The sequence below is a fragment of the Mucilaginibacter sp. OAE612 genome (assembly GCF_041806395.1).
GTDB lineage: Bacteria > Bacteroidota > Bacteroidia > Sphingobacteriales > Sphingobacteriaceae > Mucilaginibacter > Mucilaginibacter rubeus.
Map to the genome: position 1 here is coordinate 6,807,953 of NZ_JBGMUW010000001.1, position 26,533 is coordinate 6,834,485.

The following is a 26,533-nucleotide window of genomic DNA, read 5'->3' on the forward strand; positions in this document are numbered from 1 at the left end:
ATTTCTTTTAATGTTTATGCAAATATAGAAATTTAAAACCGCCCCCTGAATACTTATAATTGATGTTGTATAGATTTTAACTATATAGTTATTATGTAATATAAGTAATATTTATTGGCCTAATTTTAAGGATTTTGGCTCGTTTTTACTATTTCAAAAAATAGCTTACCTTGGTTGTATGAAAACCAAACCTGTTATAATCATTACGGTAACTGTAGTTATTTTAGCTATAAGCGGATACTTCTTATTGAAAGGGAAGGGTGCTTCCTCTCCAAAACAGGGCGATATAACCCAGTTCCTGAAAAATTTCAATCAACAATTAATTAAGGGTAATCGTGACTCCTTACTCGCATATTTCCAGGATAAGCAAAACAGTGAACCTATCAGCCGTTTAATTGCGGCATTGATCAACAAAGCTGATGACCCTGAAACCTCGTTTAAGCTTGAGTTGAATGTTGATCAAAGCACGATCACCTTTACGAACCCCGAACTTGCGGTTGCAGTGGTACCGGTAACATTTAGTGGTGATCATCTCAGCAGCAGACTAAGTAGTTTGACGTTCACTATTGAAAAAGAAGAGAATAACAAATACAAAATTTACCAGGTTGATGGCACCAGCTTCATGACCGATTATATAGCTTATAAAAGCAGTGCCTGGCAAAAAAATTACAGTGATAAAGAGATTTACAGCCCGGTAACTTTAAAGGCTTTCGCCGATGCTAATAACCTAAAGACCAAATACGATAGCATAATTTGGTTTAGCCACATTAAAGATCAAACCTATTTTTATGTGGTAAAAGGCAAATGGGATTTTTTTGAACAATTTCAGCAGGAAAAAGATACCGCTAAAACCTATAAAATGGGATTGGTAAGTCCTGATTACAAAGAGATAATTCCGGCCGAATACGATCTTGTATATACCATAGGCGGCACTTTTCCTAACCTTGTTGAAGTAGAAAAAGGCCACAAACGCGGCTTCTATGACCTTAGCGGCAAAGTAGTATTACCTGTGGAATATGACCAGATATTCCCTCTGAACGATGCTGAAAACGTTGCAGCTATTAGGAAGGGCGATGATTATTTTTGGCTGAAAAGCGATTATACGGTTTCGGAAAAGGCGGATATTCACGTGAAGGATATTTTCGGTAAACTTAAGCAACCGGCTTCGTTCACTCTAAATCAAAGCCCGGCAGGCGGGATTACCGAGTTTAATTCAAGGGAGCAGCATGGAGCTATTTACATTCCTCCTTCATACCTTGATGATCTGCATTTAATTTCAGGAATTAAACAATTTAAAAATCCGCTGCGAAACCATGTTTATTTTGAAGAGTCAAGCAGTCGGTACATTGTAAAAGCCAAAGCTTTGCCTGTAAACAGCTCAGCAACAGGTAGCGATAATTGGATCCAAAGTGCTTATTACTCCATCCGCGATTACTTTATAGGCGGCCGGGCGGAATTTTATGACAGCAACAATATGGTGCTTATTGATAACAAGAATAATAAGCTGTATGGTTACCGGATCAATACCGATATTAATACTGAAGAAGGTGGCGGCGAATTCAGCGGCCGTTGCAATGAGTTTAACATCAATGCGCTGAGCGATTCGTTACTGGAGGTTAAAGTAACATCTGTTGGAAGTATTGAATTATATAACAACACATATCTAAATGAACTGCCAGTATTTCATCTGCTAAAGATACAAAACGGCAAGGTGGAGGAAACGATGAACACCAAAAGGGTTTTTGCATTTACTAAATTCCGTAAAATGGACAATCATTTTATTGATGGCTGTTACATTTGTTATAAGATGATCGATGGCCGATATGAAATGACCAGCAGCGGGGCAATTTCGCCAGAAGTGCTGCGATATATGAAAAACGAAATTTATGCCGATTATAATTATAAGTTTAAAGACAAACGCTGGACGGAGATGTTCGAACAACAATTTTACGGACATTATAAATCAGAAAACGTCAGCGTTCAGGATTCGCTTACCGAAATTGACAAATATAATATCCAGTGGATTGATCAGAAGCTTAAAGGATTGCCGGCAATAAAGCCTAATGTACTTGCAGCTAAATGAGCATTACAACCCGCATATTGAGATACTTTGCCTTTTTTTGGGTGTTTGTGCTTTGTGCGGGCACATTTATTCAATACTGGGATTTTAATCATGACTCCTACTTTTTGCACATCAAACAAAAGGCGGTTGAAACCGGGTGGTACCTGCCTGCTTTTTATTGTCATATTATAGGCAGCAGTGTGATCCTACTGGCCGGATTCTTTCAGTTTTCAAAAAAGGTATATAATAATAAAGCGCTGCACAGGGCATTGGGAAAATTGTATGTGTTTGGTGTGCTTTTTTTTGCTGCGCCGGGAGCCTATGTCATGACGCTTTTTATAAACCGGGGAACGGGTGTATTCATATCTTTTTTATTGCAAAACACATTGTGGGCTGCTTTTACACTGGCTGCGTTTCTGCTGATAAAAAAAGGAAGGATTGACGATCACATCAAAATGATGAACCGGAGTTATGCCCTCGCCTTCGGCGCGGTTACCCTGCGCTTTTATATCTGGCTGTTTACTGTTTTAGGTAATGGCGTAAAATTTTCATAATAACTACCTCATCATTGCCTTTTTAAGCTGGGTACCTAATTTGATTTTGGCTGAAGTTATTAATAGGTATGGTAAAAGGCCGGTTGAGGTAGAGCGAGAACCGGTGTAAAACAAAAGCGTCATTGCTGTAAAGGAACAAAGCAATGCCGCTAATGCGCATTAATGCCCCCCTCTTGAGAGCATAGTCGTCAATTTAAGGAATAGTATGAAAATTTTTAAGAGCAAGAATCGGCCAACCAAACCTGACAGGGTTATTTAAACGCTTAAAAGCGGAATTATTTGACCCAGGATTTCTTGATATCCTGAGGAAAGAGACGGGAGTGATCAAACGTATCCAGAAGATAAGCGGAGCAGATCTTCTGGATACGCTGCTATTTGACAGCAATCAATCATTTAATGGCATGAGTATGCAGCTGATGTTAAGGCAGTCATTTAATATATCGAAACAGGCTTTGCATCAAAAGTATAATGAAGGGCTGACGGAGTTTATCAAAGGAGCCCTGGAGCGACTTTTAGCGATAGAATTGCCTTGTAGAGAGATACAAGGTCTTGAGATCAACATCAAGGACCTTCACCGGTCTGCCTTTCAAAAAAATAGAAATAAAACTATGAGAGCAAAAATACATAAAGTTTGCCTTTACGGGCAAACTACGTTCTGCCCTCAATCTCAAAAAAAAACTCATTTTTATTGCTTTCGCTTAAATTGACGGCTATGCCCGGAAGGGAATCGCGCAATCCCTCGCTTTTACTCCTTAGGCAAAGGATGTTTGAGCATGCAAAAAAAAACTAACTCTCCGTATCCCCTGGCAAAAACTTAAGCTTCTGCTGAAAATACACGTCCCAGCTATGCTGTTGCTTGCGATCTGTCATGTGAGCCGTATCCTCATCATAATCGGCATTGAGCTGTTTGTACTTGGCGTCGATACGGTTAAAAATGGCCATGGCTTCGTAGTTGTAATTATTGCTGAAACGGGTATTGCTTACTATGCGTAGCAGCTCCTGCTGCTCTAAAAAGGCAATGGTGTAATGGCCCTGCTCATGTTTCAGTATTTCGCTGAGTTGCTGCGGCGTATTAACCCTGCTTTTATCAAGCCATGATTTATTGTTGTTAAGGATGAGCCTGATGTTAAAATTCAGCCGGTAACCCCTGCCTTCGCGCCGGGCCTGGTACCGGTAGTCGATGGTGCAGTTGGTATAAGCTACAACGCCGCCGGCATTAGCCCGCGGCGTTCCCCAAAAATCATTGGCAGTTAGCTGGTGAAATGACTGTGCCGAAGCAGGCGCAATCATCATTAAAAAACACATGGCCGCAGGGCCTATCACTTTCACTATATTTCTTTTCATTTAAAAAAACTGGCGGTTTCAAACTTTTACTTTTTGACGTTGTCGGTATGTAAAAGGTTTAAGGCCATCATTTCTTTTAACGTATGTTGCATCTGATCGGTTGAGCCATCCAGGAAAATAACATTCCCTTTTGAGTTTTCGGAAACAGTGTTTGATGGATTCTGTCCACATGGTGAACAAAATCACCGAGGTATCCATGTTGGCTTCGGCCATTTCTTTAGCGGCTACAGTCATACCGCGGGCAACTTCCTCGCGGAACAGCGCAATGCCCTGGCCACGTAATTGAGCTGCCTCACGCTCGGCCTGGGCCGAAATTTTGATAGCGTTACCCTCGGCCTCGGCAGCTTTGGTTTTGGTGATGAGCAGGGCCTGGCCTTCGTTCTCGGCAGCGGCTTTCAGGTTGTTTGAAGCAACTACCTGGCTCATTGATTTCATGATCACATCATCAAAAGTAATGTCGTTTAACTGGAGGTCCTGCAGGTGGTAGCCCCAGCCTTCCAGTATCACATCCAGTTGCTCTTTTACGTGTTCAACAATATCGCGGCGTAATATCAGTACCTCGCTCTGGCGTTTGGTAGCTACAAAAGCACGGATGGAGCCTTCAACCGTACGGATCAGGGCCTGCATCAGGTTACGCTCATCAACAAATTTAAAAGCTACGTTTTTGATGGTTTCTTCCTGCTGGTCAAGTACCGAGTACAGCAGCATGGCCTTAAAATACACATTGGCCTGGTCGTAAGTTACCGCCTGGAACTCCAGCTCAACCGAGCGGTTTTGGATAGAGATTTTGGAGTAAATGTTTTCGATAAAAGGGATCTTGAAATTAAGCCCCGGGGTTAGGATGCGGCGGTATTTGCCAAATACGGTGATAACTACTATAGTGCCCTGTTTTACAGACACAAACGAGGTGAAAATAGTAATAAGGATAACAACAAAAATGATGATTGTTATCAATGATCCAAATGATTCGGGCATGGTTTGGTTTATTATGTTTAAAATAAAAGTAGCATTAATTATTGGTGTGTTATTTGTTTTTTAAAAAATGCTTATAAAAAACAACACACCTGTCATGAACTTAAAACGAACTTTTGGAGCTATATTGAGCGTGCTTGGTATAGTTGGCCTTATTTATACCGGTGTAGCTATCATAAACCATAGCGCGCAAATAACCACCATGGTGGTAATAGGTATTATCTCATTAATATTTTTTACAACGGGTATCAGCCTGGTGCGGAATACTAAGGATGAAGCGGCTTAAATAGCGTGTTAGCCTGTATGGTAAATCGCATAATTTACTCACCCGGCCTGCGCTTTGCTGTACGACCACTCTTTTCCTTCGGGAAAAGAGTGTAGAAAAATAAAAATCCCTTCTTGAGAGGGGGGCGGAGAAGCGAGCGGGAGCGGGGGTATGTTTCTGCTACAAGTTTACCAAAGTAGCAACACACCCCTCCGCCCATCTCAAGAGGGGAATCGCACAATCCCGCGCTTTTTCTCTTAAGTTTAACAGCTATGTAGATACCGGAGTCAATTCCTGCCCTGGTATCTATTTATAAATTCTCGCTCTGAATAGCCGGGTTAAGGCTGATCTCGCCCGTGTCGGATATAAGTAATCCCGCATTCGGGAAGTCGGCTTCTGTAAGTTCCCTGATCCGGATAGCAGCACGGTTAAGCGAATCAAGTTCAAGCCCTTTATCATGCGCTTGCCTTAGGGATATGATGCGCCCTTTCAAAAACTCTCCCTTTTTATTCAGGTTTACTTTTAGTAATGGCGCCAGACCGCAAACCCCCGCTACACTTACTGATTTATAAGTACAAAAGTTACCGAGACTGTAAGCGATCAGCCGGTTTTTATAAACCTCCATTGCCCGGCTCACGTGCGGGCCATTGCCCAATATAATATCCGCACCGGCATCAATAGCATTATGGGCAAAGGCATTTACATCGCCACGCTTTTCGCTGATGAATGATTCCATTGCAAAAGGAATATGTTCATAAGCTACGCCCTCGCCACCACCATGAAACGATACAATGAGAATATCACACTGCTGTTTCAGTTGGCTTATGATACGGGCTGCGTTCTTTAGGTCGAGAATAGGCAGGGTATTGGCATTGGGGGCAAAAGCGCAAAAGCCATATTTAACACCGTTACGTTCGAACACCGTGGAGGGGTGGCTAAGCAATCCGCCATAATTAATCCCTATGCTATCAAGCACGTGAGTGGTACTCATCCGGCCCGTATCGCCAAAATCGCCTATATGGTTATTGGCCAGGCTCAGCAAGTTAAAACCGGCGTTTTTAAAAACGCCTGCATAGGCTGTAGGCATCCTGAACAAGTAAGCTTTACTTCGTTGATGCAGTTTATAATGGGCGGGGTTCCCTCCGTCAAGCAAGCTGCCTTCAAGATTGCCAAAAGTTACGTCGGCGTTTCTTAGTTCGTTAGCTATTACATTAAAACTGTTTTTCGCACTGTCGGGTGGGAGGGTATAATTATTAGGGTACGATGTTCCGAGCATCATATCGCCAACAGCGGCAATGGATATGGATGAATCAGGCTGAACAACTGATGTAGTTGTTGTAGTGGCAGTATCGGGTTTAGGTGCAGGGGCCAGGATTTGTTTTTTATTTGGCGGATGGTTACACGCTTGTAAAAACAGCGCCAGGCAGGCTGCCGTAAGCAATAAAAATTTCATTATAAAAAAAATCCCCTCACCGGGATGAAGGGACCAAATTAGTTTATTTATTTCAAAATCGTTTAGTTCTTGCTTTCGTCTACGTCGTCGCCCATATCGTTGTTACCCGTCGATGCCGAACCTTTAAACTCATCCTTAAATGAAGCTAACAACCTGCCGCCTTTATAAAAGAAACGGCTGTAGTAAGCATCGTCAAGGCTACTGATGGCTACACCCCTTGACGAGGCATGAGCAAATTTATTATTACCCAGGTAAATACCTACATGCGAAATGCTGCGGCTGTGGATCTTAAAGAAAACCAAATCGCCTTCTTTTAACTCATCCTTACCAACAGGGTTAACCATGCTGAAAATATCGCGTGAGTTACGTTTAATATCAAGGTTAAAAACTTCGCTGTACAATTCTTTGGTGAAGGCTGAGCAGTCAATGCCTCTTCTTGAGCTTCCGCCAAAATGGTAAGGGGTACCAATCCAATCGTAAACAAAGTGAAAGAGTTTCATGTTTGAAGTAGCAGATAAAGCAACTCCCATAATTTGGGAAAAGTATGCTTTACCTAAACTTTCCTGGTCGTCTTTGTTATCATCACTGGTGCTTTGAGCACTTTTGGTTTGAGCTTGTGAAGCTACGACGCTGAAAAGTAAGGCAATAGCCAGGGCAAATTTCTTCATTTAATCAGTTTGTTTGTTGAGTTAGGACAACAAATTGTTTATTAAATCAGACACTATGTCTATCGTGCTCTACAAAACTATTTATATTTTTTAAAATTGCAAATAAATGCAGCTTATTTTTCAAAAAATATAAAAAAGTGCTTTTTATTACACATCCTTTTAATAAACAGGCTTTTGTACGTGTATTAATGTAATTTGGTTGTAATTATTTAAAGGCTTTTTTTAGTCTTTTGCGAAAAACAACCCTTCTAAAACTTCGTAAAACGATAATTTATTGCGCCGTGGTGTGTTTTTTTTAAGTTCTATTTTAACCTGCCGGACTATGCCAAACTCATAAACAGCCAGTTTGTTGTGTTTAAACACACTTTAAGGCCACCAAATAAAATTTTGCAACAATTTGCTTGAGGTTTCGATATTTTGCAGGATATAATTAGATTTGCGCTTTACTCCAAAAAGGTTGTTTAATACATGAGTTCAATCGAAATAAACAAGGACACCTACCTGATGTGGTACGAACAGATGCTATTGATGCGCAGGTTCGAAGAAAAAACAGGACAGTTATACGGACAACAAAAGATCAGGGGCTTTTGCCACTTATATATTGGGCAGGAGGCTGTTTTGGCCGGAGCCATGTCTGTAATTAAACCTGAAGACAGTATGATCACCGCATATCGTGATCATGCTCATGCACTTGCTAAAGGTGTAACTCCAAACGCCATTATGGCCGAAATGTATGGTAAAGCTACCGGATGCTCAAAAGGCAAAGGTGGTTCTATGCACATGTTTGATAAAGAAAAACATTTTTATGGTGGTCACGGCATTGTGGGCGGCCAGGTACCACTGGGTGCCGGGATTGCTTTTGCCGAAAAATATAAAGGTACCGAGTTTGTGAACATTGCCTATATGGGCGATGGTGCCGTACGCCAGGGCGCGCTTACCGAAACTTTTAATATGGCTGCGCTTTGGAAACTGCCTGTAATTTTTGTTTGCGAAAACAATGGTTACGCCATGGGTACTTCTGTTGAGCGTACAACCGCGCAGACTGATATTTATAAACTAGGCCTGCCTTATGGAATCCCTTCATCGCCGGTTGATGGTATGGACCCTGCTGCTGTACACGTAGCAATGGACGAAGCTGTTCAGCGCGCGCGTGCAGGCGAAGGTCCAACCTTCCTTGAAATGCGTACTTACCGCTATAAAGGTCACTCCATGTCCGATCCGCAAAAGTATCGTACTAAAGAGGAGTTGGAAAGCTATAAAGCGAAAGACCCTCTTGAGGCTACCAAACAAACTATCCTTGCCGAAAAATATGCTGATGAAGCTTGGTTTGACGAAATGGACGCTAAGATCAAAGCTATTGTTGATGAAGCTGTGAAGTTTGCTGAAGAATCGCCATGGCCGGATGCATCTGAATTATATACAGATGTTTACGTTCAAGAAGATTACCCTTACATAAGGGACTAAGTTTTAGGTCGAAAGTACTAAGTCGAAAGCCCATAGTCTTTGCGGTCAAAAAAAAGACTTCAGGCTAAAAACTTCAGACTTTAAACTTCACGATAAGAACTAACTATATTTATACTGAATTTATAATACTATTAATATATGGCCGAAGTAGTAAAAATGCCTAAAATGAGCGATACCATGACCGAAGGGGTATTGGCGAAATGGCATAAAAAAGTTGGCGACAAGGTTAAATCGGGCGATGTACTGGCCGAGATTGAAACTGATAAAGCTACCATGGATTTTGAATCGTACCAGGATGGTACATTGCTGTATATAGGTATACAGGAAGGTGCTGCCGCCCCGATTGATTCTGTAATTGCCATTTTAGGTAAAGAAGGTGAAGATTATAAGTCTTTACTTGACCAGGCTGGCAGTGGCGCTGCCGCAGAGCCTGCTAAGGAAGCGGCACCAGCTGCCGACAAAGCACCTGCCGCTACTCCGGCACCAGCCGCACCTAAGGTTGATTTATCAAGCATTCCGGCTACGGTGATTCGCATGCCATTGCTAAGCGATACCATGACCGAAGGTACCATCGAAAAATGGAACTTTAAAGTTGGCGATAAAGTAAAAGCTGATGATTCACTGGCTGATGTGGCAACCGATAAGGCTACCATGGAAGTTGTGGGTTACGAAGCCGGTACCTTGTTATATATAGGTGTTAAAGAAGGTGAAGCCGCTAAAGTAAATGATATCATTGCCATAGTAGGTAAAGAAGGTACCGACATCACTCCGTTATTACAGGATGGTGGTTCGGCTCCTGCCGCCGAGGCTGCACCTGCTACTGAAACTAAAACGGAGGCGACTGCAACTGCTACTGCCACTGAAGCTTCTAACACTGATGATAGCCGCGTAAAAGCATCTCCGCTTGCGCGTAAAATAGCTAAAGATAAAGGTATCAACCTTAATGATGTAAAAGGCAGCGCTGAAGGCGGCCGTATCATCAAAAAGGATGTGGAAGAATATACACCGTCGGCTAAACCGGCTGCGGCTCCTGTTACTGAAGCTGCACCTGCTGCCGCTCCGGCTGCTGCTGCAAAAGCACCTATCGTATTGCCAACCTTTACAGGCGAAGAGAAATTCAGCGAAAGGCCGGTTACTCAAATGCGTAAAGCTATCAGCCGCCGCTTAAGCGAAAGCTTGTTTACTGCTCCGCATTTCTACGTAACCATGAGCATTGATATGGATCAGGCTATTGTGGCCCGTACCCGTATGAACGAGATCGCTCCGGTTAAAATTTCATTTAATGATTTTGTTGTTAAAGCCTGCGCTGTTGCCTTAAGGCAGCACCCTTCTATCAACTCGTCATTCTTAGGCGATAAGATCCGCACTAATGAGCATGTTCACATTGGCGTTGCCGTTGCTGTTGACGAAGGTTTATTGGTACCGGTTATCAAATTTGCCGATGGTAAATCATTAAGCCACATTTCGGTTGAAGTGAAAGAGTTTGCAGGCAAAGCAAAATCTAAAAAACTACAGCCAAACGAAATGGAAGGTTCTACTTTCACCATTTCAAACCTTGGTATGTTTGGCGTTGACGAGTTTACGGCCATCATTAACACACCAAACGCATGTATACTTGCTGTAAGCGGTATTCAGGCTGTTCCGGTTGTTAAAAATGGTGCCGTAGTACCTGGCAACATCATGAAGGTTACCCTGAGCGCCGACCACCGCGTGGTTGACGGTGCTACTGCTGCTGCCTTCCTGCAAACTTTAAAACAATTATTAGAAGAGCCGGTAAGGCTTCTCATATAATTTCGAATATCGGATTTTCGATTTCGGATTTTGAAAAGCGATGGGTTTAGGCTCATCGCTTTTTTTGTTTATATAAGAATAAACTACCGCGGGCTTTCAGCCCGTGGTTGCGCAGGGGTTCAGCTTTCAGCTGAAGAAATGTAAGCTGAAAGCTTACATAGTGATTCACCACGGGCTGAAAGCCCGCGGCAGTTTATGTCTGCAAAAAATGACACGATGACCTAATGACTTCAATGACCTTTATATCGTATATTCACGGCAAATTTTGATGTATGACACTTTATAGCTTTTTTAAGGAATTCCATTCCGGTTTCAGGTACATTGTTATTGTACTGGTATTGCTGGCCCTTATACGCGCGTTTATGGGCTGGCTGGGTAAAAGACCATATGGCGAGGGCAACCGCAAGCTTAACCTGTTTGCCATGATCTCGGTACATACACAATTTTTGCTGGGCATCATATTATACTTTTTAAGTTCGAATGTGCAATTCACTAAAGAAACCATGAAAAATCCTATCACGCGTTACTGGACTGTTGAGCACTGGGTTATCATGCTTATTGCCATAGCATTAATCACTATCGGGCACAGTAAATCAAAGAAAGCTGCCCTGCCAGAGGCTAAGCATAAAGCCATCGCTATCTTTTATTTGATCGGGATTGTACTTATTTCGGTAGGTATTATGCTTATTCCACAGTAATTCTACGTAGCTAATAGGATTTAGCAAATAAATAATTTCACAAAAAATTTGACAATTCAAATTTCTTTATAAATTTGTGACCGCGATGATTAAAAACACACATAAAAACAGCTGGTGGCACCAATTAAATTGGCAGCCGGCTTGCGCTTTTTGATCAGAGACAACCTAATCAATTGTGAACCTAAATAGGAAACCCGGCGACCCCAATTCGCCGGGTTTTTTTGTTTTAAGATATTTGAAAAATAAACATGAGCACATTTAAAATTACTACTACTTATAAAAAGCTGCTGGCCGACACCACCACACCGGTGAGCATTTACCTTCGCCTGCGCGATGTATTCCCTAACTCACTGCTGCTGGAAAGCTCCGATTATCACAGCCGCGAAAACAGCACCAGCTACATTTGCTGCGAACCGCTCAGCGGCATCGTGCTCAATAACGGTATCCTAAAAAAACAATACCCCGATGGCAGCCAGGAAGTACATGAGGCTGGTACGTTTGATTTGATCGAGCAGCTTAATAGTTTTACCGGCAGCTTTGAAACCGACTCGTTGCCGCTAAAAATGATCACCAATGGTTTGTTTGGTTACTTTACCCACGAGGCCGTTGAACATTATGAAACCATTAAACTAAAGCAAAGCGATGATGCTACACGCCAGATCCCGGTGATGCAGTACCATATTTACAGGTACATCATCGCTATCGATCACTTTAAAAATGAACTTTACATATTTCATAATCAGCCCGAAGGTGCACCAACCAATGGCGGTATCGAAAAACTGGAATACCTCATCAAAAACAAAAACTTCCCCGAGTATAGCTTTAAAAGCAATGGCGATGAAAAATCGAACCTTACCGGCGATGAGTTCATTGCCATAGTGGAGAAAATGAAGCAGCACATTTATCGGGGCGATGTTTTTCAGATAGTGCCTTCAAGGGCTTTCTCCCGTACTTTCCTGGGCGATGAGTTTAACGTTTACCGCGCCCTGCGTTCTATCAACCCATCACCATACCTGTTTTATTTTGATTTTGGCGATTTCAGGATCTTTGGTTCATCGCCCGAGGCGCAGATCACCATTAAAAATAATGTAGCCAATATTTTCCCGATAGCCGGGACCTTTAAGCGCAGCGGCGATGATGAAAAAGATGCCGAGCTGGCCCGCAACCTCGAGAATGACCCTAAGGAGTCGGCAGAACACGTAATGCTGGTTGACCTTGCCCGTAACGACCTGAGCCGTCATTGTGAAAATGTAACCGTGAAGGCATTTAAAGAGGTTCAGTATTACTCGCACCTGATCCATTTGGTATCACACGTAAGCGGAAAACTGAAGCCCGGTGTATCGGCCTTTAAAGTTGTAGCTGATACTTACCCGGCGGGCACGCTGAGCGGCGCTCCAAAATACCGTGCCATGGAGATCATCGATGAAAACGAAAACATTAAACGCAGCTTTTACAGTGGTGCGATAGGTTTTCTGGGTTTTAACGGAGATTTTAACCATGCCATCATGATCCGTTCGTTTTTAAGCAAAAATAACACCCTGCATTATCAGGCAGGTGCCGGCATCGTGGCTGGTTCGATCCCCGAAAGTGAATTACGGGAGGTTGATACCAAGATCTCGGCTTTGAGAAGGGCTTTTGAACTGGCGGAGGAGCTGTAACCCCCTACCCCCTGAAGGGGGAACAATAGTGAATAATAATTTTGACAAATATTGAAGATATATAAAACAAAATGAAAGAAAATACAAATACCACGGAAAGCACCCCCTTTAGGGGGCGGGGGGGGCGCATCCTGATAATCGATAATTACGATTCCTTTACCTATAACCTGGTGCATTTGGTTAACGAGCTTGGTCTGGAATGTGAGGTTTGGAGAAATGATCAGTTTGCCATTGAGGATGTGGAGGCTTTTGATAAGATCATCCTATCGCCGGGGCCGGGCATCCCTTCGGAGGCTGGTTTGCTGCTGGATGTAATAGCAAAGTATGCACCCACCAAAAGCATATTTGGGGTATGTCTTGGTCAGCAGGCTATTGCCGAAGCATTTGGCGGGAGCCTGTACAATCTTAACCAGCCTATGCATGGTATCGCGACGCCGATAAAGGTGACAGATGGCGATGAAAAACTATTTGCCGGTTTGCCCGAGAGCTTTAAAGTTGGGCGTTACCACTCATGGGTAGTGAGCGGGAATGACCTGCCCGATTCATTGCAGGTTACCGCTATTGATGAAGCCGATAATTCTATCATGGCGCTTAAGCATAAGCAATATGATGTAAGGGGCGTACAATTCCACCCCGAATCAATCCTGACCGATTATGGTAAGGAAATGATGCAAAACTGGCTTAAGGCTTAGTTTTATGAAATAATGATAACTTTGAAAAATTGATATAACGTCCCCGCAGGGTCTCTCGCGGAGAGCAGGACACTTAGCGGTGCGCGGTGGCCGCGTTAGGGATTGCAGTGAAAAGCCCACAGCGCGGGTTGGGATTGGGGGCAGGAAAGGCGAGGACTTGTAACAAAAAGCCCGGGCCGCAGGCAACGCACATGTTATAAAATTGATTGAAAAATACACTTATTAACCAATAGCTTACAACTATGTCATTATAAGGAAGAGAGCAATTAGCCCCTCTAAATCTCCTACGGAAAGGAAGATTTAAAAAGCACTTAAAATCCTCTCCTCTGGAGGGGGTTGGGTAAGACTAATTGCTTCGCGCCTCGCAATGACATAAATATTAGTGCTTCGATACTATGACGATACTTGATAAAATAGTTGCCAACAAAAAAAGAGAAGTTGCTTCGGCAAAAAAACGTACATCATATACCGTACTTGAAGAATCGGATCATTTTCACCGTGAAACCTATTCATTCAAAGAATTTCTGCTCGATCCGTCACGTACCGGTATCATAGCCGAGTTTAAGCGTAAATCGCCTTCAAAAGGTATTATTAACGACAAGGTGCGGGTTAGCGCCGTTACAACAGATTATGCCGCTGCCGGCGCTTCGGCACTTTCGGTTTTAACCGACCGTAACTTCTTCATGGGCCGGAAAGCCGATTTGGTGAAAGCGCGTTCGGTAAATAGCATCCCTGTATTGCGCAAGGATTTTATGATAGATGAGTACCAGGTGATAGAGGCCAAGTCATTAGGCGCCGATATTATCCTGCTCATAGCCGCTATACTTACACCTGCCGAAATTGATACCCTGGCCAAACTTGCCAAAAGTATAGGCCTTAACGTATTGCTCGAGGTGCATAACCTCGAAGAACTGGAACGCAGCATTAACCCCAACCTGGATGCCATTGGTGTAAATAACCGCAACCTGGCCGATTTTACCGTGTCGGTTGAAACCTCTTACAAATTGGCTAAACATATCCCCGCCGAGTTTATGAAGATTTCGGAAAGCGCCATCAGCGATCCCGAAACTATCAGGCACCTTAAACTGGAAGGTTTCAATGGTTTTCTTATTGGCGAAACTTTCATGAAGCAGCAGGATCCGGGACAGGCTATGCGTGATTTTGTGGCTTTGTTATAAGCCAATCCGGATCTTTAAAATACTATTATATCGCTGCCGGGGAGTGAATGATTACCGGCAGATCCTGTAATTGTACGAGGTACACTATCGTGCCTCTTTTATACCTGGTTATTTTCCTAACCGGGTATTTTTTTAATCTATAAAAGAAATAATTTCATCAGGGTTTCATTGTGCATTTTGTTGACGTTTTATCAAACCTATTTTTAGTATTTTACGTAAAAAGGCGCACATCATTGCCGGATTGGTATAGCATAACAGTATTGTTTGCCAATCTTAAAACTGTGCTCAATAAGGGGAGTTGTTAAAATGAGCCGCTTGCAGCCACATTTATTGAGTATAAAGAGACTTATGAAGAACATTAATAAGCCGTTGCTTGTACTATTCCTGTTGGTTATTTGGTCGTTAGCAGGGTATAGTCAAGTTTGTACATTGAATGTAACCATATCCTCAACAGCTAATACGATATGTTCGGGAAAGAATGTAACGTTAACCGCTAATCTATCGGGCGGTACAGGCCCATTTACCTACATCTGGAACACCGGTGAAAATACGCCATCTATTGATGTAAACAAAGCCGGAACGTATACGGTAACGGTTAGTGATAAAACCCCGGGCTGCCAGCCAAAGGTTGCCAATATTCCGATTACCGCTGTAGCTTCTCCAAATCCGCCTACGGTAGCCAATCAGGTTGTTTGCCCCAATACTTCGGCAACTTTAACAGCAACGGCTCCCGGAGGAACTTACCAATGGTATGATGCTGATGGCAAATTCTTGTTTACAGGTAACCCATATGTAACAGGCCCAATTACCCAGGGTACCATTTTTTATGTGGAAACAACAGTAGGCAGCTGTACCAGTACGCGAAGCTCGGTTGTTGTTAATGTAACAGGCCGGCCGGGCATCCAGGCAGATCCGGTGTGTTATGGTACCCCCGCAACGTTAATAGCGTCGGGTGCCGACAGTTATGCCTGGTATTCAAATTCTTCGGGAACAGGAACACCATTGAGCAACGATGCAACCTATACAACGCCCCCATTATTTGCAAATACCACTTATTATCTTTTTACAGTAATTAAAGGTTGTGCCAGCTCTGGTATCCCTGTAGTTGCCCGGATTAATGCGCCGCCAGCCGTTCCTGTACTTCCTGCAGGTGGCTACAGCACTTGTTCCGGATCGGCTATTACGCTGCATGCTGATGCCTCGGGAGTAGCTGAGTGGTTTGATGTGCCTTCAGGAGGCACGCCGTTAATTTCAAGTCCGGATTATACAACACCGGTGCTTACCTCTGCGGTTACTTATTATGTGCAAACACGGGTAGGCGATTGCACAAGCGACCGTATCGCGGTGCCGGTATCTGTAACGCCAATACCGGCCGCGCCACCTTCGCAATCACCGTCTGCCTGCTATGGCACCGGTATTACCTTAACTGCCGATCCATCGCCTACCGGCACATATAACTGGTATACAGCAGCCACAGGAGGCAGTTCGGTTGGTACCGGCAATACTTTTCAAACCCCGGCTTTAACAAGTAATAAAACTTATTATGTTGAGCATACCACCGGCGGTTGCACAAGCGAACGTACCCCGATAACAATTACTGTTACCCCTGCCCCGGATGCACCTGTTGTGCCCGACGGGCCGGTAATTTGTAATGGAGCAACAGCCTCTTTAACAGCAACATCGGCACAAGGCGGAAGTTTTCAATGGTTTACCGCGGCCACCGGCGGTAACTCTATATTTTCGGGCGATACATTTACAACTCCCGCTTTAACAGCCACCACAACTTATTATGTTCAAACCACGGTAGGGGCATGTATCAGCGAGAGGTCGGCAATTACCGTAACCGTACTTGATCCGATCCCTGCGCCTGCTGTGCAACCGGTTCCGGCAATATGTGCCGGTACAGCGGCCACACTTACAGCAACAGGCTCGCCCGATGAATATGAATGGTATGACCAGGCCACCGGCGGTAACCTGTTAGTAACCGGCAACACCTATGTTACGCCCGAACTAACTGCAAATACCACTTATTATGTACAAAGTATAGCTAATGGCTGCAGCAGCCAGCGTACCCCGGTAACCGTACAGGTTACCCCACTGCCTGCCGCCCCAACGGTTAACGGTACTGCAACGGTATGCCCCGGCGACCCTGCCAGCTTAAGCGTTCCGGCTTCGGGCGAAACCATTCAATGGTATACTGGTGCTACTGGCGGTACACCGGTGCATACCGGCAACACTTATACTACCGACCCTTTGTTTGCACAAACAACTTTTTATGCCGAGGCCGTTAATGGCACATGTGTTAGTCCGCGTACCGCTTTCACGGTATCAATAACATCTATTATTGACCCCCAGTTCCGGTATCCTTCGGGCACGATATGTACATCGGGAAGTAATGTAAAGCCTGCTATTCTTAATCCGGCCGGAGGTACTTTTTCGTCAACACCCGGACTTGTTTTTGTGAGTAACACCACAGGCGAGATCAATGTGGCGGCAAGCATTCCCGGAAAATACACCATTACTTTTACCTATGGGGGCTCATGCTCGGGAACGGCCAGCCAAAGCATCTCCATAGTAACAACACCGGATGCTACTTTTACATATAATACCCCCATCTGTAACGATGTAAAAAACCCGCTGCCGGTTTTCCCGCCGGGGGCAAGTGCCGGCGTTTTTAGCGAACCAACCGGTAATATCGTATTTAAAAATCCCGGCACCGGCGAGATTGACCTGGTGAGAAGCCACGCCGGAGGGCCCTACACCATAACCAATACCATAGCGGCAAGCAGCGGCTGTCCGCAAAGTATTGCTACTAACCAGATAACTATTTACAATAGGGTTATCGTTGATGCCGGTCCGGATCACCCCGTGAAGCAGGGCGATCCTGTACAATTGGCCGGTAGCATTACAGGGGGGACTACAACAGGAAAGTGGACGGGTGGCGCGGGGACATTCTCCGACCCAACAAAACAGGATGCTGTTTATACCCCTGCCGCGGGAGAAAAAGTTGCAACACTAACTTTAACATCTAATGATCCTGCGGGACCTTGCGGTTCAAAATCAAGCACGGTTACCATAACTATAAACCCGGTGCCCGCCGCGCCGACGGCCCCTGGTAAATCTGTTTGTACAGGCAGTACAACTAACCTCGTAGCTACAGCACCGGGCGGAACATACCGCTGGTATAGCGATGCTACCGGTGGAACACCTCTTAAGGTTGGCCCGATATTTACTACCCCGCCAATACTAAACGATATTACTTATTATGTTGCGACAACGGTGGGCGGTATTACCAGTGCGCGTACCCCTGTTTTGGTTAAGGCGATCCCCCCTCCGGCAGCACCTACGGTTGGCACCGATAACACAGCAACGGTTTGTGAAGGCCAATCTGCTATACTCACCGCAAGCGGCTCAACGGGTACTTATACCTGGTACAATGTGCCCGTCGGAGGAACCCCTGTACACCAGGGAAACCCTTTTCCTACAGCTCCGTTAACCATCAACAGAACTTATTATGTGGAGACTAAGGTTAATGACTGTATTAGTGAACGCACTAAAGTTGATGTAAAAGTTACACCTGCCCCACAGGTAATAAGCAGCGCCACAGGCGATCCGATATGCAGCGGTACCGCGCTAAATTACGTGATCACCGCCGACCAGCCCGGTACCACTTTTTCATGGGACCGCCCTGCGGTTGCCGGCATCAGTAACCCAGCGGTAACGGGGCAAACATCAAGCACAATTACCGAAACACTGTTAAATAACGATGCAAACGGTGCGGCTGTTGACGTGACTTATAAAATAACACCATATTTAAACGGTTGCCCCGGAGCTGTGTTTACATACACAGTAAAGGTAAATGCGACCCCCGTGGTTAAAAGCGCTCCGCCCGGCCCGGTTTGTAATGGTACAAGCACCAATTATGAAGTTAAATTTAACACCCCGGTAACGGTAACAAGCTTTACATGGGGCAGGGAGGCCGTTCCGGGTATCAGTAATGCTGCTGTAGCGGGCCAGGCGTCACCTATCATAAAAGAGGTGCTTTATAATACCACCAATGCGCCTGTTGAAGTTACCTATATGTTTAATTTTAAAACGGGCGACTGTCCGGGAGTTCCGTATCCGCTTAAGGTGACGGTTAACCCGGGAGCGGTAATTACCAATCCGCCGCCGCTGTCGTCTGTTATGTGTAACAACACCCCACTTGGGCTTACTTTAACATCCAATATATCTACGGCTACGTTTTTATGGAGCAGGCCGGCTGTCACCGGCATCAGCAATGCCGCGGTTACCGATCAAACCGCTAACCCTATTAATGAAGCCCTGGTTAATACCACGACAAACCCTATCCAGGTTTCTTATACCATAACGCCTGTAGCATTTGGCTGTCCGGGCACTCCGGTTAAATATACAGTAACTGTAAGGCCCCAGACATTAAAAATAGATGGGCACAGCAACAGCCCCGTTTGCGAAGGCAATGATATTATACTGCAAACCCAGCCTATAGCTGGTGCAAAATATTTGTGGACCGGTCCCAATAATTTCAGACTGGAAACTCAAAGCCCAAGCACAACCATTCCAAACGCCACAGCTGCTAACGCGGGTCCTTATAATTTGTATTTGATAATCAATAACTGCCCGGGCGAACCAAGTGATCCAGTAGACGTTAAGGTTAATCCGCTTCCAATTGTCGATGCCGGCCCTTCGCATAACGTATGCGTTAATGATCCATTTATACAACTTGATGGCGATGTGAAGAGCGTATATAGAACCGGTATCTGGAGTACCAGCGGTAGTGGCACTTTCTCTAAACAAGATGACCCGAAAGGTAAATATTTTCCATCAACTGCAGATAAGAATGCCGGTTCCGTTACTTTAACCCTTACATCAACAAGTCCTGATGGGTGTTCGGCCGTATCCAAAGATGTGATATTTAAGTTTGCACCGGATCCTGGTGCCGATGCAGGACCGCCAAGCATTGATAATGTTTGTAACCAAACCCCTATGGTGCCATTAAATGGTCGGCCGCTTTCAGGCACTACCGTTAAGTGGACGTCAGCATCGGGCTTAGGTAAATTTATCCCTTCGGATGATGTATACGCTCCAACCTTTCAGCCCGACCCAATAGATATTGCAAAAGGCTCGGTTAAATTGATACTTACCGCAACCCAGGCTGATAATTGTCATACGCCTACTGATGATATCACCATCAATTTTGTTCCGCCGCCAACAGTGCAGGCAGATGCAGCCGGCGATACAAGATATGTATTAAAAGGGCATACCATTACTTTAAACCCGGTAGTAGGCAGCGAAAACGTAACCTATGAATGGACACCGGCCACCGGTCTGGATAACCCCACAGCTAAAAACCCGGTAGTAACGGGCGATCAGGATATAATTTACAAACTTAAAATCACTGATAAATCAAACGGCTGTGTGAACGAAAGCCAGGTTGCAGTTAAGGTTTCGCCGGTAATAAACGTTAGCAACACCTTTACACCAAATGGTGATGGGGTAAATGACTATTGGGAAATTAAAGGCTTGGTAGCGTATGAAAACAGCACAGTTGATGTTTATAATCGTTACGGACAGTCTTTATTCCATTCTGTAGGATATCCTAAGCCCTGGGATGGCACTTACCAGGGAAAACCGCTGCCGTCCGGTACTTACTACTATATAGTAAATACAAAGATGAATAACATTGTTATTTCGGGCTATGTGGTGATTTTAAGGTGATTAGTGTGCCAGTAGGCTTATATAGCGCCTATTATTTAATTTACAGGAAGTAACTTAATGGTATTGAAAATCAATATGTTATTTCGGCTTTGCACATTCTGCTTTAGCTTTCATTTAAAAGATGCAAAGCAATAACTAATTTATTTAAAATAATGCTTTATTATTTTATTGATAGCCATCCCCCAAAAATGCCCTAAAGCTTCGGCCCCCTTTTTATTGGGGTGAAGATAAAAAGTACCTTGTTTACCATTCTCGGGGATGAGATCAGTTAAATGATTTTTTTCGAAGTAGGCGAATGCTTTGGTATCGCCCACAAAAACCTGTTTGGGGTTTGTTGAAGCGTATGCTTTTACAAGCGCATCTATCATCGGCACATAGCTTTGCAGCCTGTTTAACCCTTCCTGCAAATATTTTGCGCCGTTGTATGTATTGGGGCTGTACCATAACGGATGCTGGAAAATGATAACCGCTTTCGGAAAATCGGCTAAAAGTTTATCAGCTATGGTCTTTAAATTTTTTTGATAATCTTCAGGCGATACGGGAGCACCATGCGGCCCGTGTATAGCACTGTCATTTGTGCCAAGTTTTACCGAAAATATGAGTAATGCGTCCTTATTGGTAAAAGCGTTAGCCGCTTCTTCAACTTTGGCAAAAGTACCTGTGCCTGGCAAAAAATCGAGCGTGGTGTAGCCGCTATGGCCCTGGTTACTGAAACTTACTGTGTCCAGGTTCTTTTGTTTTTGCAGATAAGCCACTGCCGTGGCTGGCGGCGCTTCAGTTGCCGGATTGGCCAGCTGCACGCCCTGGGTTATGCTGTTGCCTATAAATACAATGTTTAAATTTGGTTTTTTATGCTGCGCGAATGTTATTGCCGAGGCAACGAATAACAGAACAACAGCTAACAGGTATTTTTTCATTTATAAATTGAGTATTGAAATTAAAAAATCGTTACCACTTTATCCCCATATTCCAGAACATGAAAGCCCATTTATCAACCTGGCCATTGATGAGCTGGGCTGTACTTTGTCCTGCTCCGTGACCGGCATTGGTTTCAATGCGGATAAGTGTTGGCGCAGTACCCTGCTGGTATTCCTGCAGGCGTGCCGCAAATTTAAAGGAATGGGCGGGTACTACACGGTCGTCATGATCGGCGGTAGTAACCATGGTAGCAGGGTAAATGCCCGGTTTAAGGGCATGGTACGGTGAATAGTTATACAGGTATTTAAACATTTGTTCCGAATCTTCGGCGGTGCCGTAATCATAGCTCCAGCCGGCCCCGGCAGTAAATTTATTATACCTCAGCATGTCCAGCACACCTACGGCAGGGAAGGCTACTTTAAACAGGTCGGGACGCTGGGTTAGCATAGCGCCGATAAGCAGGCCACCGTTTGAGCCGCCCGAAACGGCAAGGTAATCTTTGGAGGTATATTTGTTTTTGATAAGGTATTCGGCCGCGGCAATAAAATCATCAAACACATTTTGTTTTTTTAGCTTGATGCCTTTGCGGTGCCAGGTTTCGCCGTACTCGCCGCCGCCCCGCAGGTTAGGCACAGCATAAATACCTCCATGCTCAAGCAATATGATGTTTGATGTACTGAAAGCAGGGGTTAAGCTAACGCCAAAACCACCGTAAGCATACAGCAAAGTTGGGTTTTGCCCGTTAAGTACCGTCCCTTTTTTATAGGTGATGATCATTGGGATCTTTGTTTTATCCTTCGAGGTATAAAACACCTGTTTTGATTCATACTGTTCAGGATCAAACTTTGCCCCCGATTTTTTATAGACAGAGGAGGCGCCGGTTTCAATATCCAGCTTAAAAATAGTTGGCGGGTATATGTAATTGGTAAAAGTGTAATAGGTAACCTTCTCTTCTTTTTTTGTGCCGAAACCCGACGCAGAGCCTATTGACGGCAACTGGATAGTACGTTCAAGTTTGCCATCCATATTATATTGCTGGATCAGCGAGGTGGCATCCTGCAGGTATTCAGCAAAAATTTTACCTCCGCCGGTGGTGGCGCTTAATACGTTTTTAGTTTCGGGGATCAGGTTTTTCCAATGGGTAATGCCGGGTTCGGCAGCATCAACAGTAACTATTTTAAAATTGGGCGAGTAGATATTGGTGAGGATATAAAGCTTGCTCCCCACATTATCCAAAACGCTGTGCTGGTTATCAAAATTGTTCACAACGTTAATGATCTGGCTGCCGGGTTTACTTAAATCCTGGATATAAAGCTCGTTGCCGGTTGTTGAAGTGGCGGCTGTGATCACCAAAAAGCGTTCATCCTCGGTAAGGTAAGCGCCTATGTAACGGCGAGGGGTTTTATCACCGCCGAAGATCAGCTTGTCGGTGCTTTGAGGTGTGCCCAGCTTATGGTAATAAAGTTTATGAAACTGTGTCATACCCGAAAGCTGGCTGCCTTCTGTCGGCTTATCATAGCTGCTATAATAAAAGCCATCGGTACCATGCCATGCCAGTCCGCTGAATTTTACATCTTTCAGGGTATCACCCACAACGCTTTTATCTTCGGTGTTAATAACGATGACCTTGCGCCAGTCCGAGCCTCCCTCAGAGATCTGGTAGGCTGCCAGCTCCCCGTTTTTGCTAAACTGGATGCCTTGTAAAGAGGTAGTACCATCGGCAGAGAATTTATTGGGATCAAGAAAAACTTCGGGGGCGCCGTTATCGCCTAATTGGCGGTACAATACATTTTGGCTTTGCAGCCCGTCGTTTTTATAAAAGTAAATGTATTTGCCTTCCTTAAAGGGAGCGCTATATTTTTCGTAATTCCATAAAAACTCCAGGCGCTTATGAATGTCGGCCCGGTAGGGGATCTGATCGAGATAGTTGAACGTTACCTTATTTTCTTCCTGTACCCAGGCTTTAGTGTCGTCGGCATGATCATGTTCAAGCCAGCGGTATGGATCGGGCACCTGTGTGCCAAAATAGGTGTCAACAACATCAACTTTTTTTGTTTTAGGGTATGGAAGTGTTTTTATAGTCATTTGTGCATGTGTATAGCTGCAAAGTAAAACAGCTAATGCAAATAAACAGAACGTTTTTGTCATGGTTGTTTTAAATTACAGGCAACTAAAGATAGCCATTCAGGGTACATTACCGCAAGGCAATAACGGTTCAAAAGGTTAAAAGTTGTTAATTTTACACATGGTTGCTGTTTAATTGCCCGTGGCAGGCTATATTAGCGGCGTGAAAAAACTGTTGTAAAATAAGGGCAAATTATTAAAAATTACCCCCTTTAACTTTTTGCAGTTGATAACCCGTGTGATTTTTAACCCGGAAGCGGAGCTTGTTATCACCGAAGTATCAATAATAATGCGTTTTTTTACACGTTTGCTTTGCGGTTAAGGATGCAGCGGCAACTAACGGTAATACAGTTACATAATAACAAACATGAAACAAACCCTTACTTTTTTTACAGCAGGCCTTTTAATGCTGCTTGCATTTACTTCAAAAGCTCAGGATACCAACGATAAAGATGACGAAACCAAAGTAAAACTTAAACCTTATGTAGGCTTAGGTATGGGTATTTCTTATCCGTTAAGCGATTTCCAAAAGGTGGATTATAAGAATAATAAATCGGGCTTTGCAAACAAGGGCGTCACCTTCCAGCTTGACGGAGCATATTACATCTACAGAAATTTTGGTATCGGTTACACTTTTTCATACCAGGACCAAAGCAATTTTTCATATGATGACGACCTGATATTATCGCAGGGCTATACAACCGATTTTAAAGCCGACCAGGGAACTGTTACCGCTGATAAACGTTACCGTAGCTTTAACCTGTTAGTAGGCCCGCAATATACCTTTGTATGGCGCAGCTTATCATTTGATGTAAGGGCATCGGCAGGTGCAATCAAAAGCCAAACATCACCACAGTTAACTATTAGTGTTACCGGTGTTGACGCGCAAACCGGCAGCATTACCCAGCAAAGCGCCAAAGGTTATGCCTTTGCTTATGGCGGCAGCGCGGCAATCAGGTTTGATATGGGTGCAGGTTGGGGATTATCGCTTAAAGGAAATTATGTTAAATCACAGGGATACGATGTAACCACAACCGGTCGTACGCTTAATGTGGGCCGTTTGGTAACCAAGCAGCCAATTACCGAAGGGCAGATTGTATTTGGTTTGTACAAAGCTTTTTAATTGAAGCTAAAGGCGGAATGCATAAAGATTAAGGCTAAAAAACCTTAATAAGATTATTCTCTTTTAAAAGGAAAAGCAGATCAACGATCTGCTTTTCCTTTTAAAAGGCGCTGGTAGCTTGTTAGTTAACCGTGATCTGCTCTGGTTTGTCGGCTACGATTTCGGGCTGGCCTTTAAAAAACTCAAATGTGCCGGTTGCGCATACGTGTTTTCCTTTTATCGTAGACAGGTCGAGCTTTATTTTATTGCCCTTTACCGCTATGGTGTATTTTTGCCTTGGGTAAGCCGCGCCCAAGTTTAACAGGGTAAGCGTATCGCTCACCGCTTTGTACGAGTAAACAGTATCGCACAAAGTGCCTGTTTTGCCTATATTGGCCTTGAAATCAGTCATCGTGAAGCCTTTTGACTGTGCAGATGCCTTACCGGCAAAAACAACCATGATTAATGCCGGCAGTAATATTTTTTTCATTGCTTAATATATCAGTGCTTTGGCGATTGCTGGTCTTCGTCATTTTTATCCGGAGCAGGGGCATACCCATCTTCAAAATTTAAAGTAAATGCCGATTCGGATGCGCGACTGGCTGCATTTAACCCGGCAACATCCGGCTCGCTTTTATCAATTATTTCGTTACCGGTATCCTGGCCTTCGTTCTGTTCAAATTCGTTGCCGGGGTCTTTATCTTCCTGCGCATCGTCAAGATTTGGGTTTTCGGGGATTGCCATAATTTTAATGTTTAATGTATGCTGAATAACCACTAAGATACGGCGTTGTTTGCTGGTTATTGTGTAACAATCTTTATCTTTTCTGTTTGGCTGTTAAAACGTACTTTTGCCGATATGCCGGTTCGCGACAAACTCTATTTTGCTTCTGATGTTCATTTAGGCACAGGCACATATGCCTCAAGCCGCCAACGCGAAGATAAGATAACGCGCTGGCTCGACAGTATTAAGCATGATGCCGCCGAACTATTCCTGGTTGGCGATGTTTTTGACTTTTGGTTTGAATACAAAACCGTAGTGCCCAAAGGCTATATCCGTTTCCTGGGCAAACTTGCCGAACTTGCCGATGCCGGTGTAAAGCTTTACCTGTTTAAAGGCAACCATGATATGTGGATGTTTGATTATTTTGTAAATGAACTGGGCGCAACTATCATCAGCAATGAATTAAAAATTGAGCGCGGCGGAAAGAAATTTTTCATTCATCATGGCGATGGGCTTGGTCCGGGGGATAACTTTTATAAGTTTTTAAAAGGCTTTTTCAGGAGCCGGTTTTGTCAGTGGCTGTTTGCCCGAATTCACCCAAACCTTGGCGTGGGAATAGCCAATAAATGGAGCCGCCACAGCCGGGATACCAATGCAAAAAAAGAAAATCCAAAGCCAGGCGAACAGGAATGGTTGGTAAATTTTTGCCGTGAAGAATTAAAGATCAATTTTTACGACTACCTTGTTTTTGGCCATCGCCATATACCGCTTGATATTCAAATAACCCCTCAAAGCCGTTATATTAACCTTGGCGAATGGATTTCATATTTTTCTTATGCCGTTTTTGATGGCAAGGAACTGAAACTGGAATATTTTGTTTAGTTCATGGTTCATAGTTCATGGTTCATGGTTTTTGATTGGACTAATTGATATTGATAGGGTGGCTTTGCTATGATCCATGAACTATGATCTATAAGCCGAGCTACCTATGTCCATAAACTATTATCCATAGGCAGCAGCGCTCTATGATCCATGAACCATTATCTATGAACTAAGAAAAACAACTTACAATCCACTGAATTAAAATATGCAGTAAAATGCGTACTTTTGTGCACTTTTTTGCAGCAAGCC

At 44.0% G+C, this 26,533-nt stretch carries 21 protein-coding genes; 13 read left to right on the forward strand and 8 right to left on the reverse strand.

From position 1 onward, the window contains the following. Positions 1-178: 178 nt before the first annotated feature. The 3 genes from ABID99_RS28630 to ABID99_RS28640 all read left to right on the forward strand — a co-directional run bounded on the left by ABID99_RS28630 (position 179) and on the right by ABID99_RS28640 (position 3,323). On the forward strand, positions 179-2,083 hold the full coding sequence (locus ABID99_RS28630) for a WG repeat-containing protein (protein WP_373615869.1): 1,905 nt from the start codon (positions 179-181) through the stop codon (positions 2,081-2,083). Further along, complete coding sequence (locus ABID99_RS28635) at positions 2,080-2,616, forward strand: DUF2306 domain-containing protein (RefSeq protein ID WP_373615870.1); 537 nt, start codon at positions 2,080-2,082, stop codon at positions 2,614-2,616. The genes ABID99_RS28630 and ABID99_RS28635 overlap by 4 nt, the downstream gene beginning before the upstream one ends. A gap of 320 nt (positions 2,617-2,936) precedes the next feature. After that, a complete protein-coding gene (locus ABID99_RS28640) occupies positions 2,937-3,323 on the forward strand; it encodes a hypothetical protein (RefSeq protein ID WP_373615871.1) in 387 nt (128 codons plus the stop codon). A gap of 79 nt (positions 3,324-3,402) precedes the next feature. Here ABID99_RS28640 and ABID99_RS28645 read toward each other — a convergent pair whose 3' ends face one another. Next, positions 3,403-3,960 (reverse strand): DUF922 domain-containing protein, encoded by a 558-nt coding sequence (locus tag ABID99_RS28645; RefSeq protein ID WP_090534801.1) that lies wholly within the window; start codon positions 3,958-3,960, stop codon positions 3,403-3,405. Between the two features lie 18 nt (positions 3,961-3,978). After that, the gene (locus tag ABID99_RS28650) at positions 3,979-4,935 is read right to left on the reverse strand and encodes an SPFH domain-containing protein (protein ID WP_373615872.1); all 957 of its coding nucleotides are present in this window, start codon (positions 4,933-4,935) and stop codon (positions 3,979-3,981) included. A gap of 94 nt (positions 4,936-5,029) precedes the next feature. Here ABID99_RS28650 and ABID99_RS28655 point away from each other — a divergent pair, with 94 nt between their 5' ends. Then, entirely contained in the window at positions 5,030-5,218 is a 189-nt protein-coding gene (locus tag ABID99_RS28655; RefSeq protein WP_090534854.1) for a hypothetical protein, read from the forward strand. 289 nt (positions 5,219-5,507) lie between these two features. On the opposite strand, the gene ABID99_RS28660 is transcribed toward ABID99_RS28655, so the two are convergent. Both ABID99_RS28660 and ABID99_RS28665 read right to left on the reverse strand, forming a co-directional pair. Then, positions 5,508-6,650: a CapA family protein gene (locus ABID99_RS28660; protein ID WP_188834643.1), complete on the reverse strand. Its 1,143-nt coding sequence runs from the start codon at positions 6,648-6,650 to the stop codon at positions 5,508-5,510. A gap of 62 nt (positions 6,651-6,712) precedes the next feature. Beyond that, a complete protein-coding gene (locus ABID99_RS28665) occupies positions 6,713-7,318 on the reverse strand; it encodes a C40 family peptidase (protein ID WP_090534806.1) in 606 nt (201 codons plus the stop codon). A gap of 468 nt (positions 7,319-7,786) precedes the next feature. On the opposite strand from ABID99_RS28665, the gene pdhA reads away from it, so the two are divergent. The 7 genes from pdhA (at position 7,787) to ABID99_RS28700 (ending at position 20,535) form a co-directional block, all read left to right on the forward strand. Further along, positions 7,787-8,782 carry a pyruvate dehydrogenase (acetyl-transferring) E1 component subunit alpha gene (pdhA, locus tag ABID99_RS28670; RefSeq protein WP_090534807.1) on the forward strand — a complete coding sequence of 332 codons (996 nt, stop codon included), beginning with the start codon at positions 7,787-7,789 and terminating at the stop codon, positions 8,780-8,782. A gap of 138 nt (positions 8,783-8,920) precedes the next feature. Then, positions 8,921-10,573 (forward strand): 2-oxo acid dehydrogenase subunit E2, encoded by a 1,653-nt coding sequence (locus ABID99_RS28675; protein ID WP_373615873.1) that lies wholly within the window; start codon positions 8,921-8,923, stop codon positions 10,571-10,573. A gap of 272 nt (positions 10,574-10,845) precedes the next feature. Then, positions 10,846-11,271 (forward strand): cytochrome B, encoded by a 426-nt coding sequence (locus ABID99_RS28680; RefSeq protein WP_373615874.1) that lies wholly within the window; start codon positions 10,846-10,848, stop codon positions 11,269-11,271. Positions 11,272-11,519: 248 nt separating this feature from the next. Further along, a complete protein-coding gene (locus ABID99_RS28685; RefSeq protein ID WP_373615875.1) occupies positions 11,520-12,929 on the forward strand; it encodes an anthranilate synthase component I family protein in 1,410 nt (469 codons plus the stop codon). A gap of 71 nt (positions 12,930-13,000) precedes the next feature. Next, positions 13,001-13,621: an aminodeoxychorismate/anthranilate synthase component II gene (locus ABID99_RS28690; RefSeq protein WP_373615876.1), complete on the forward strand. Its 621-nt coding sequence runs from the start codon at positions 13,001-13,003 to the stop codon at positions 13,619-13,621. 395 nt (positions 13,622-14,016) lie between these two features. After that, positions 14,017-14,799 carry an indole-3-glycerol phosphate synthase TrpC gene (gene trpC, locus ABID99_RS28695; protein ID WP_090534816.1) on the forward strand — a complete coding sequence of 261 codons (783 nt, stop codon included), beginning with the start codon at positions 14,017-14,019 and terminating at the stop codon, positions 14,797-14,799. Positions 14,800-15,147: 348 nt separating this feature from the next. Beyond that, positions 15,148-20,535 carry a PKD-like domain-containing protein gene (locus ABID99_RS28700; protein WP_373615877.1) on the forward strand — a complete coding sequence of 1,796 codons (5,388 nt, stop codon included), beginning with the start codon at positions 15,148-15,150 and terminating at the stop codon, positions 20,533-20,535. A 140-nt stretch (positions 20,536-20,675) separates the two neighbouring features. Here ABID99_RS28700 and ABID99_RS28705 read toward each other — a convergent pair whose 3' ends face one another. Continuing rightward, positions 20,676-21,452, reverse strand: a complete 777-nt coding sequence (locus ABID99_RS28705; RefSeq protein ID WP_090534819.1) for a GDSL-type esterase/lipase family protein — start codon at positions 21,450-21,452, stop codon at positions 20,676-20,678. A 31-nt stretch (positions 21,453-21,483) separates the two neighbouring features. Then, positions 21,484-23,601 carry a prolyl oligopeptidase family protein gene (locus ABID99_RS28710; RefSeq protein ID WP_090534821.1) on the reverse strand — a complete coding sequence of 706 codons (2,118 nt, stop codon included), beginning with the start codon at positions 23,599-23,601 and terminating at the stop codon, positions 21,484-21,486. A gap of 343 nt (positions 23,602-23,944) precedes the next feature. On the opposite strand from ABID99_RS28710, the gene ABID99_RS28715 reads away from it, so the two are divergent. Continuing rightward, on the forward strand, positions 23,945-24,700 hold the full coding sequence (locus tag ABID99_RS28715) for an outer membrane beta-barrel protein (RefSeq protein WP_090534823.1): 756 nt from the start codon (positions 23,945-23,947) through the stop codon (positions 24,698-24,700). Between the two features lie 121 nt (positions 24,701-24,821). On the opposite strand, the gene ABID99_RS28720 is transcribed toward ABID99_RS28715, so the two are convergent. Beyond that, on the reverse strand, positions 24,822-25,169 hold the full coding sequence (locus tag ABID99_RS28720; protein ID WP_090534825.1) for a hypothetical protein: 348 nt from the start codon (positions 25,167-25,169) through the stop codon (positions 24,822-24,824). 11 nt (positions 25,170-25,180) lie between these two features. Beyond that, entirely contained in the window at positions 25,181-25,423 is a 243-nt protein-coding gene (locus ABID99_RS28725; RefSeq protein ID WP_090534827.1) for a hypothetical protein, read from the reverse strand. Between the two features lie 114 nt (positions 25,424-25,537). Between ABID99_RS28725 and ABID99_RS28730 the strand changes: the two genes are divergently transcribed. Beyond that, positions 25,538-26,284 carry a UDP-2,3-diacylglucosamine diphosphatase gene (locus tag ABID99_RS28730; RefSeq protein WP_188834639.1) on the forward strand — a complete coding sequence of 249 codons (747 nt, stop codon included), beginning with the start codon at positions 25,538-25,540 and terminating at the stop codon, positions 26,282-26,284. Positions 26,285-26,533: the final 249 nt, after the last annotated feature.

What these genes read in the sequence shown, in the direction of transcription:
- ABID99_RS28630 (WP_373615869.1), top strand. Translation starts at nt 179, where the DNA reads ATGAAAACCAAACCTGTTATAATCATTACGGTAACTGTAGTTATTTTA.
- ABID99_RS28635 (WP_373615870.1), top strand. Translation starts at nt 2,080, where the DNA reads ATGAGCATTACAACCCGCATATTGAGATACTTTGCCTTTTTTTGGGTG.
- ABID99_RS28645 (WP_090534801.1), bottom strand. Translation starts at nt 3,960, where the DNA reads ATGAAAAGAAATATAGTGAAAGTGATAGGCCCTGCGGCCATGTGTTTT.
- ABID99_RS28650 (WP_373615872.1), bottom strand. Translation starts at nt 4,935, where the DNA reads ATGCCCGAATCATTTGGATCATTGATAACAATCATCATTTTTGTTGTT.
- ABID99_RS28655 (WP_090534854.1), top strand. Translation starts at nt 5,030, where the DNA reads ATGAACTTAAAACGAACTTTTGGAGCTATATTGAGCGTGCTTGGTATA.
- ABID99_RS28660 (WP_188834643.1), bottom strand. Translation starts at nt 6,650, where the DNA reads ATGAAATTTTTATTGCTTACGGCAGCCTGCCTGGCGCTGTTTTTACAA.
- ABID99_RS28665 (WP_090534806.1), bottom strand. Translation starts at nt 7,318, where the DNA reads ATGAAGAAATTTGCCCTGGCTATTGCCTTACTTTTCAGCGTCGTAGCT.
- pdhA (WP_090534807.1), top strand. Translation starts at nt 7,787, where the DNA reads ATGAGTTCAATCGAAATAAACAAGGACACCTACCTGATGTGGTACGAA.
- ABID99_RS28675 (WP_373615873.1), top strand. Translation starts at nt 8,921, where the DNA reads ATGGCCGAAGTAGTAAAAATGCCTAAAATGAGCGATACCATGACCGAA.
- ABID99_RS28680 (WP_373615874.1), top strand. Translation starts at nt 10,846, where the DNA reads ATGACACTTTATAGCTTTTTTAAGGAATTCCATTCCGGTTTCAGGTAC.
- ABID99_RS28685 (WP_373615875.1), top strand. Translation starts at nt 11,520, where the DNA reads ATGAGCACATTTAAAATTACTACTACTTATAAAAAGCTGCTGGCCGAC.
- ABID99_RS28690 (WP_373615876.1), top strand. Translation starts at nt 13,001, where the DNA reads ATGAAAGAAAATACAAATACCACGGAAAGCACCCCCTTTAGGGGGCGG.
- trpC (WP_090534816.1), top strand. Translation starts at nt 14,017, where the DNA reads ATGACGATACTTGATAAAATAGTTGCCAACAAAAAAAGAGAAGTTGCT.
- ABID99_RS28700 (WP_373615877.1), top strand. Translation starts at nt 15,148, where the DNA reads ATGAAGAACATTAATAAGCCGTTGCTTGTACTATTCCTGTTGGTTATT.
- ABID99_RS28705 (WP_090534819.1), bottom strand. Translation starts at nt 21,452, where the DNA reads ATGAAAAAATACCTGTTAGCTGTTGTTCTGTTATTCGTTGCCTCGGCA.
- ABID99_RS28710 (WP_090534821.1), bottom strand. Translation starts at nt 23,601, where the DNA reads ATGACAAAAACGTTCTGTTTATTTGCATTAGCTGTTTTACTTTGCAGC.
- ABID99_RS28715 (WP_090534823.1), top strand. Translation starts at nt 23,945, where the DNA reads ATGAAACAAACCCTTACTTTTTTTACAGCAGGCCTTTTAATGCTGCTT.
- ABID99_RS28720 (WP_090534825.1), bottom strand. Translation starts at nt 25,169, where the DNA reads ATGAAAAAAATATTACTGCCGGCATTAATCATGGTTGTTTTTGCCGGT.
- ABID99_RS28725 (WP_090534827.1), bottom strand. Translation starts at nt 25,423, where the DNA reads ATGGCAATCCCCGAAAACCCAAATCTTGACGATGCGCAGGAAGATAAA.
- ABID99_RS28730 (WP_188834639.1), top strand. Translation starts at nt 25,538, where the DNA reads ATGCCGGTTCGCGACAAACTCTATTTTGCTTCTGATGTTCATTTAGGC.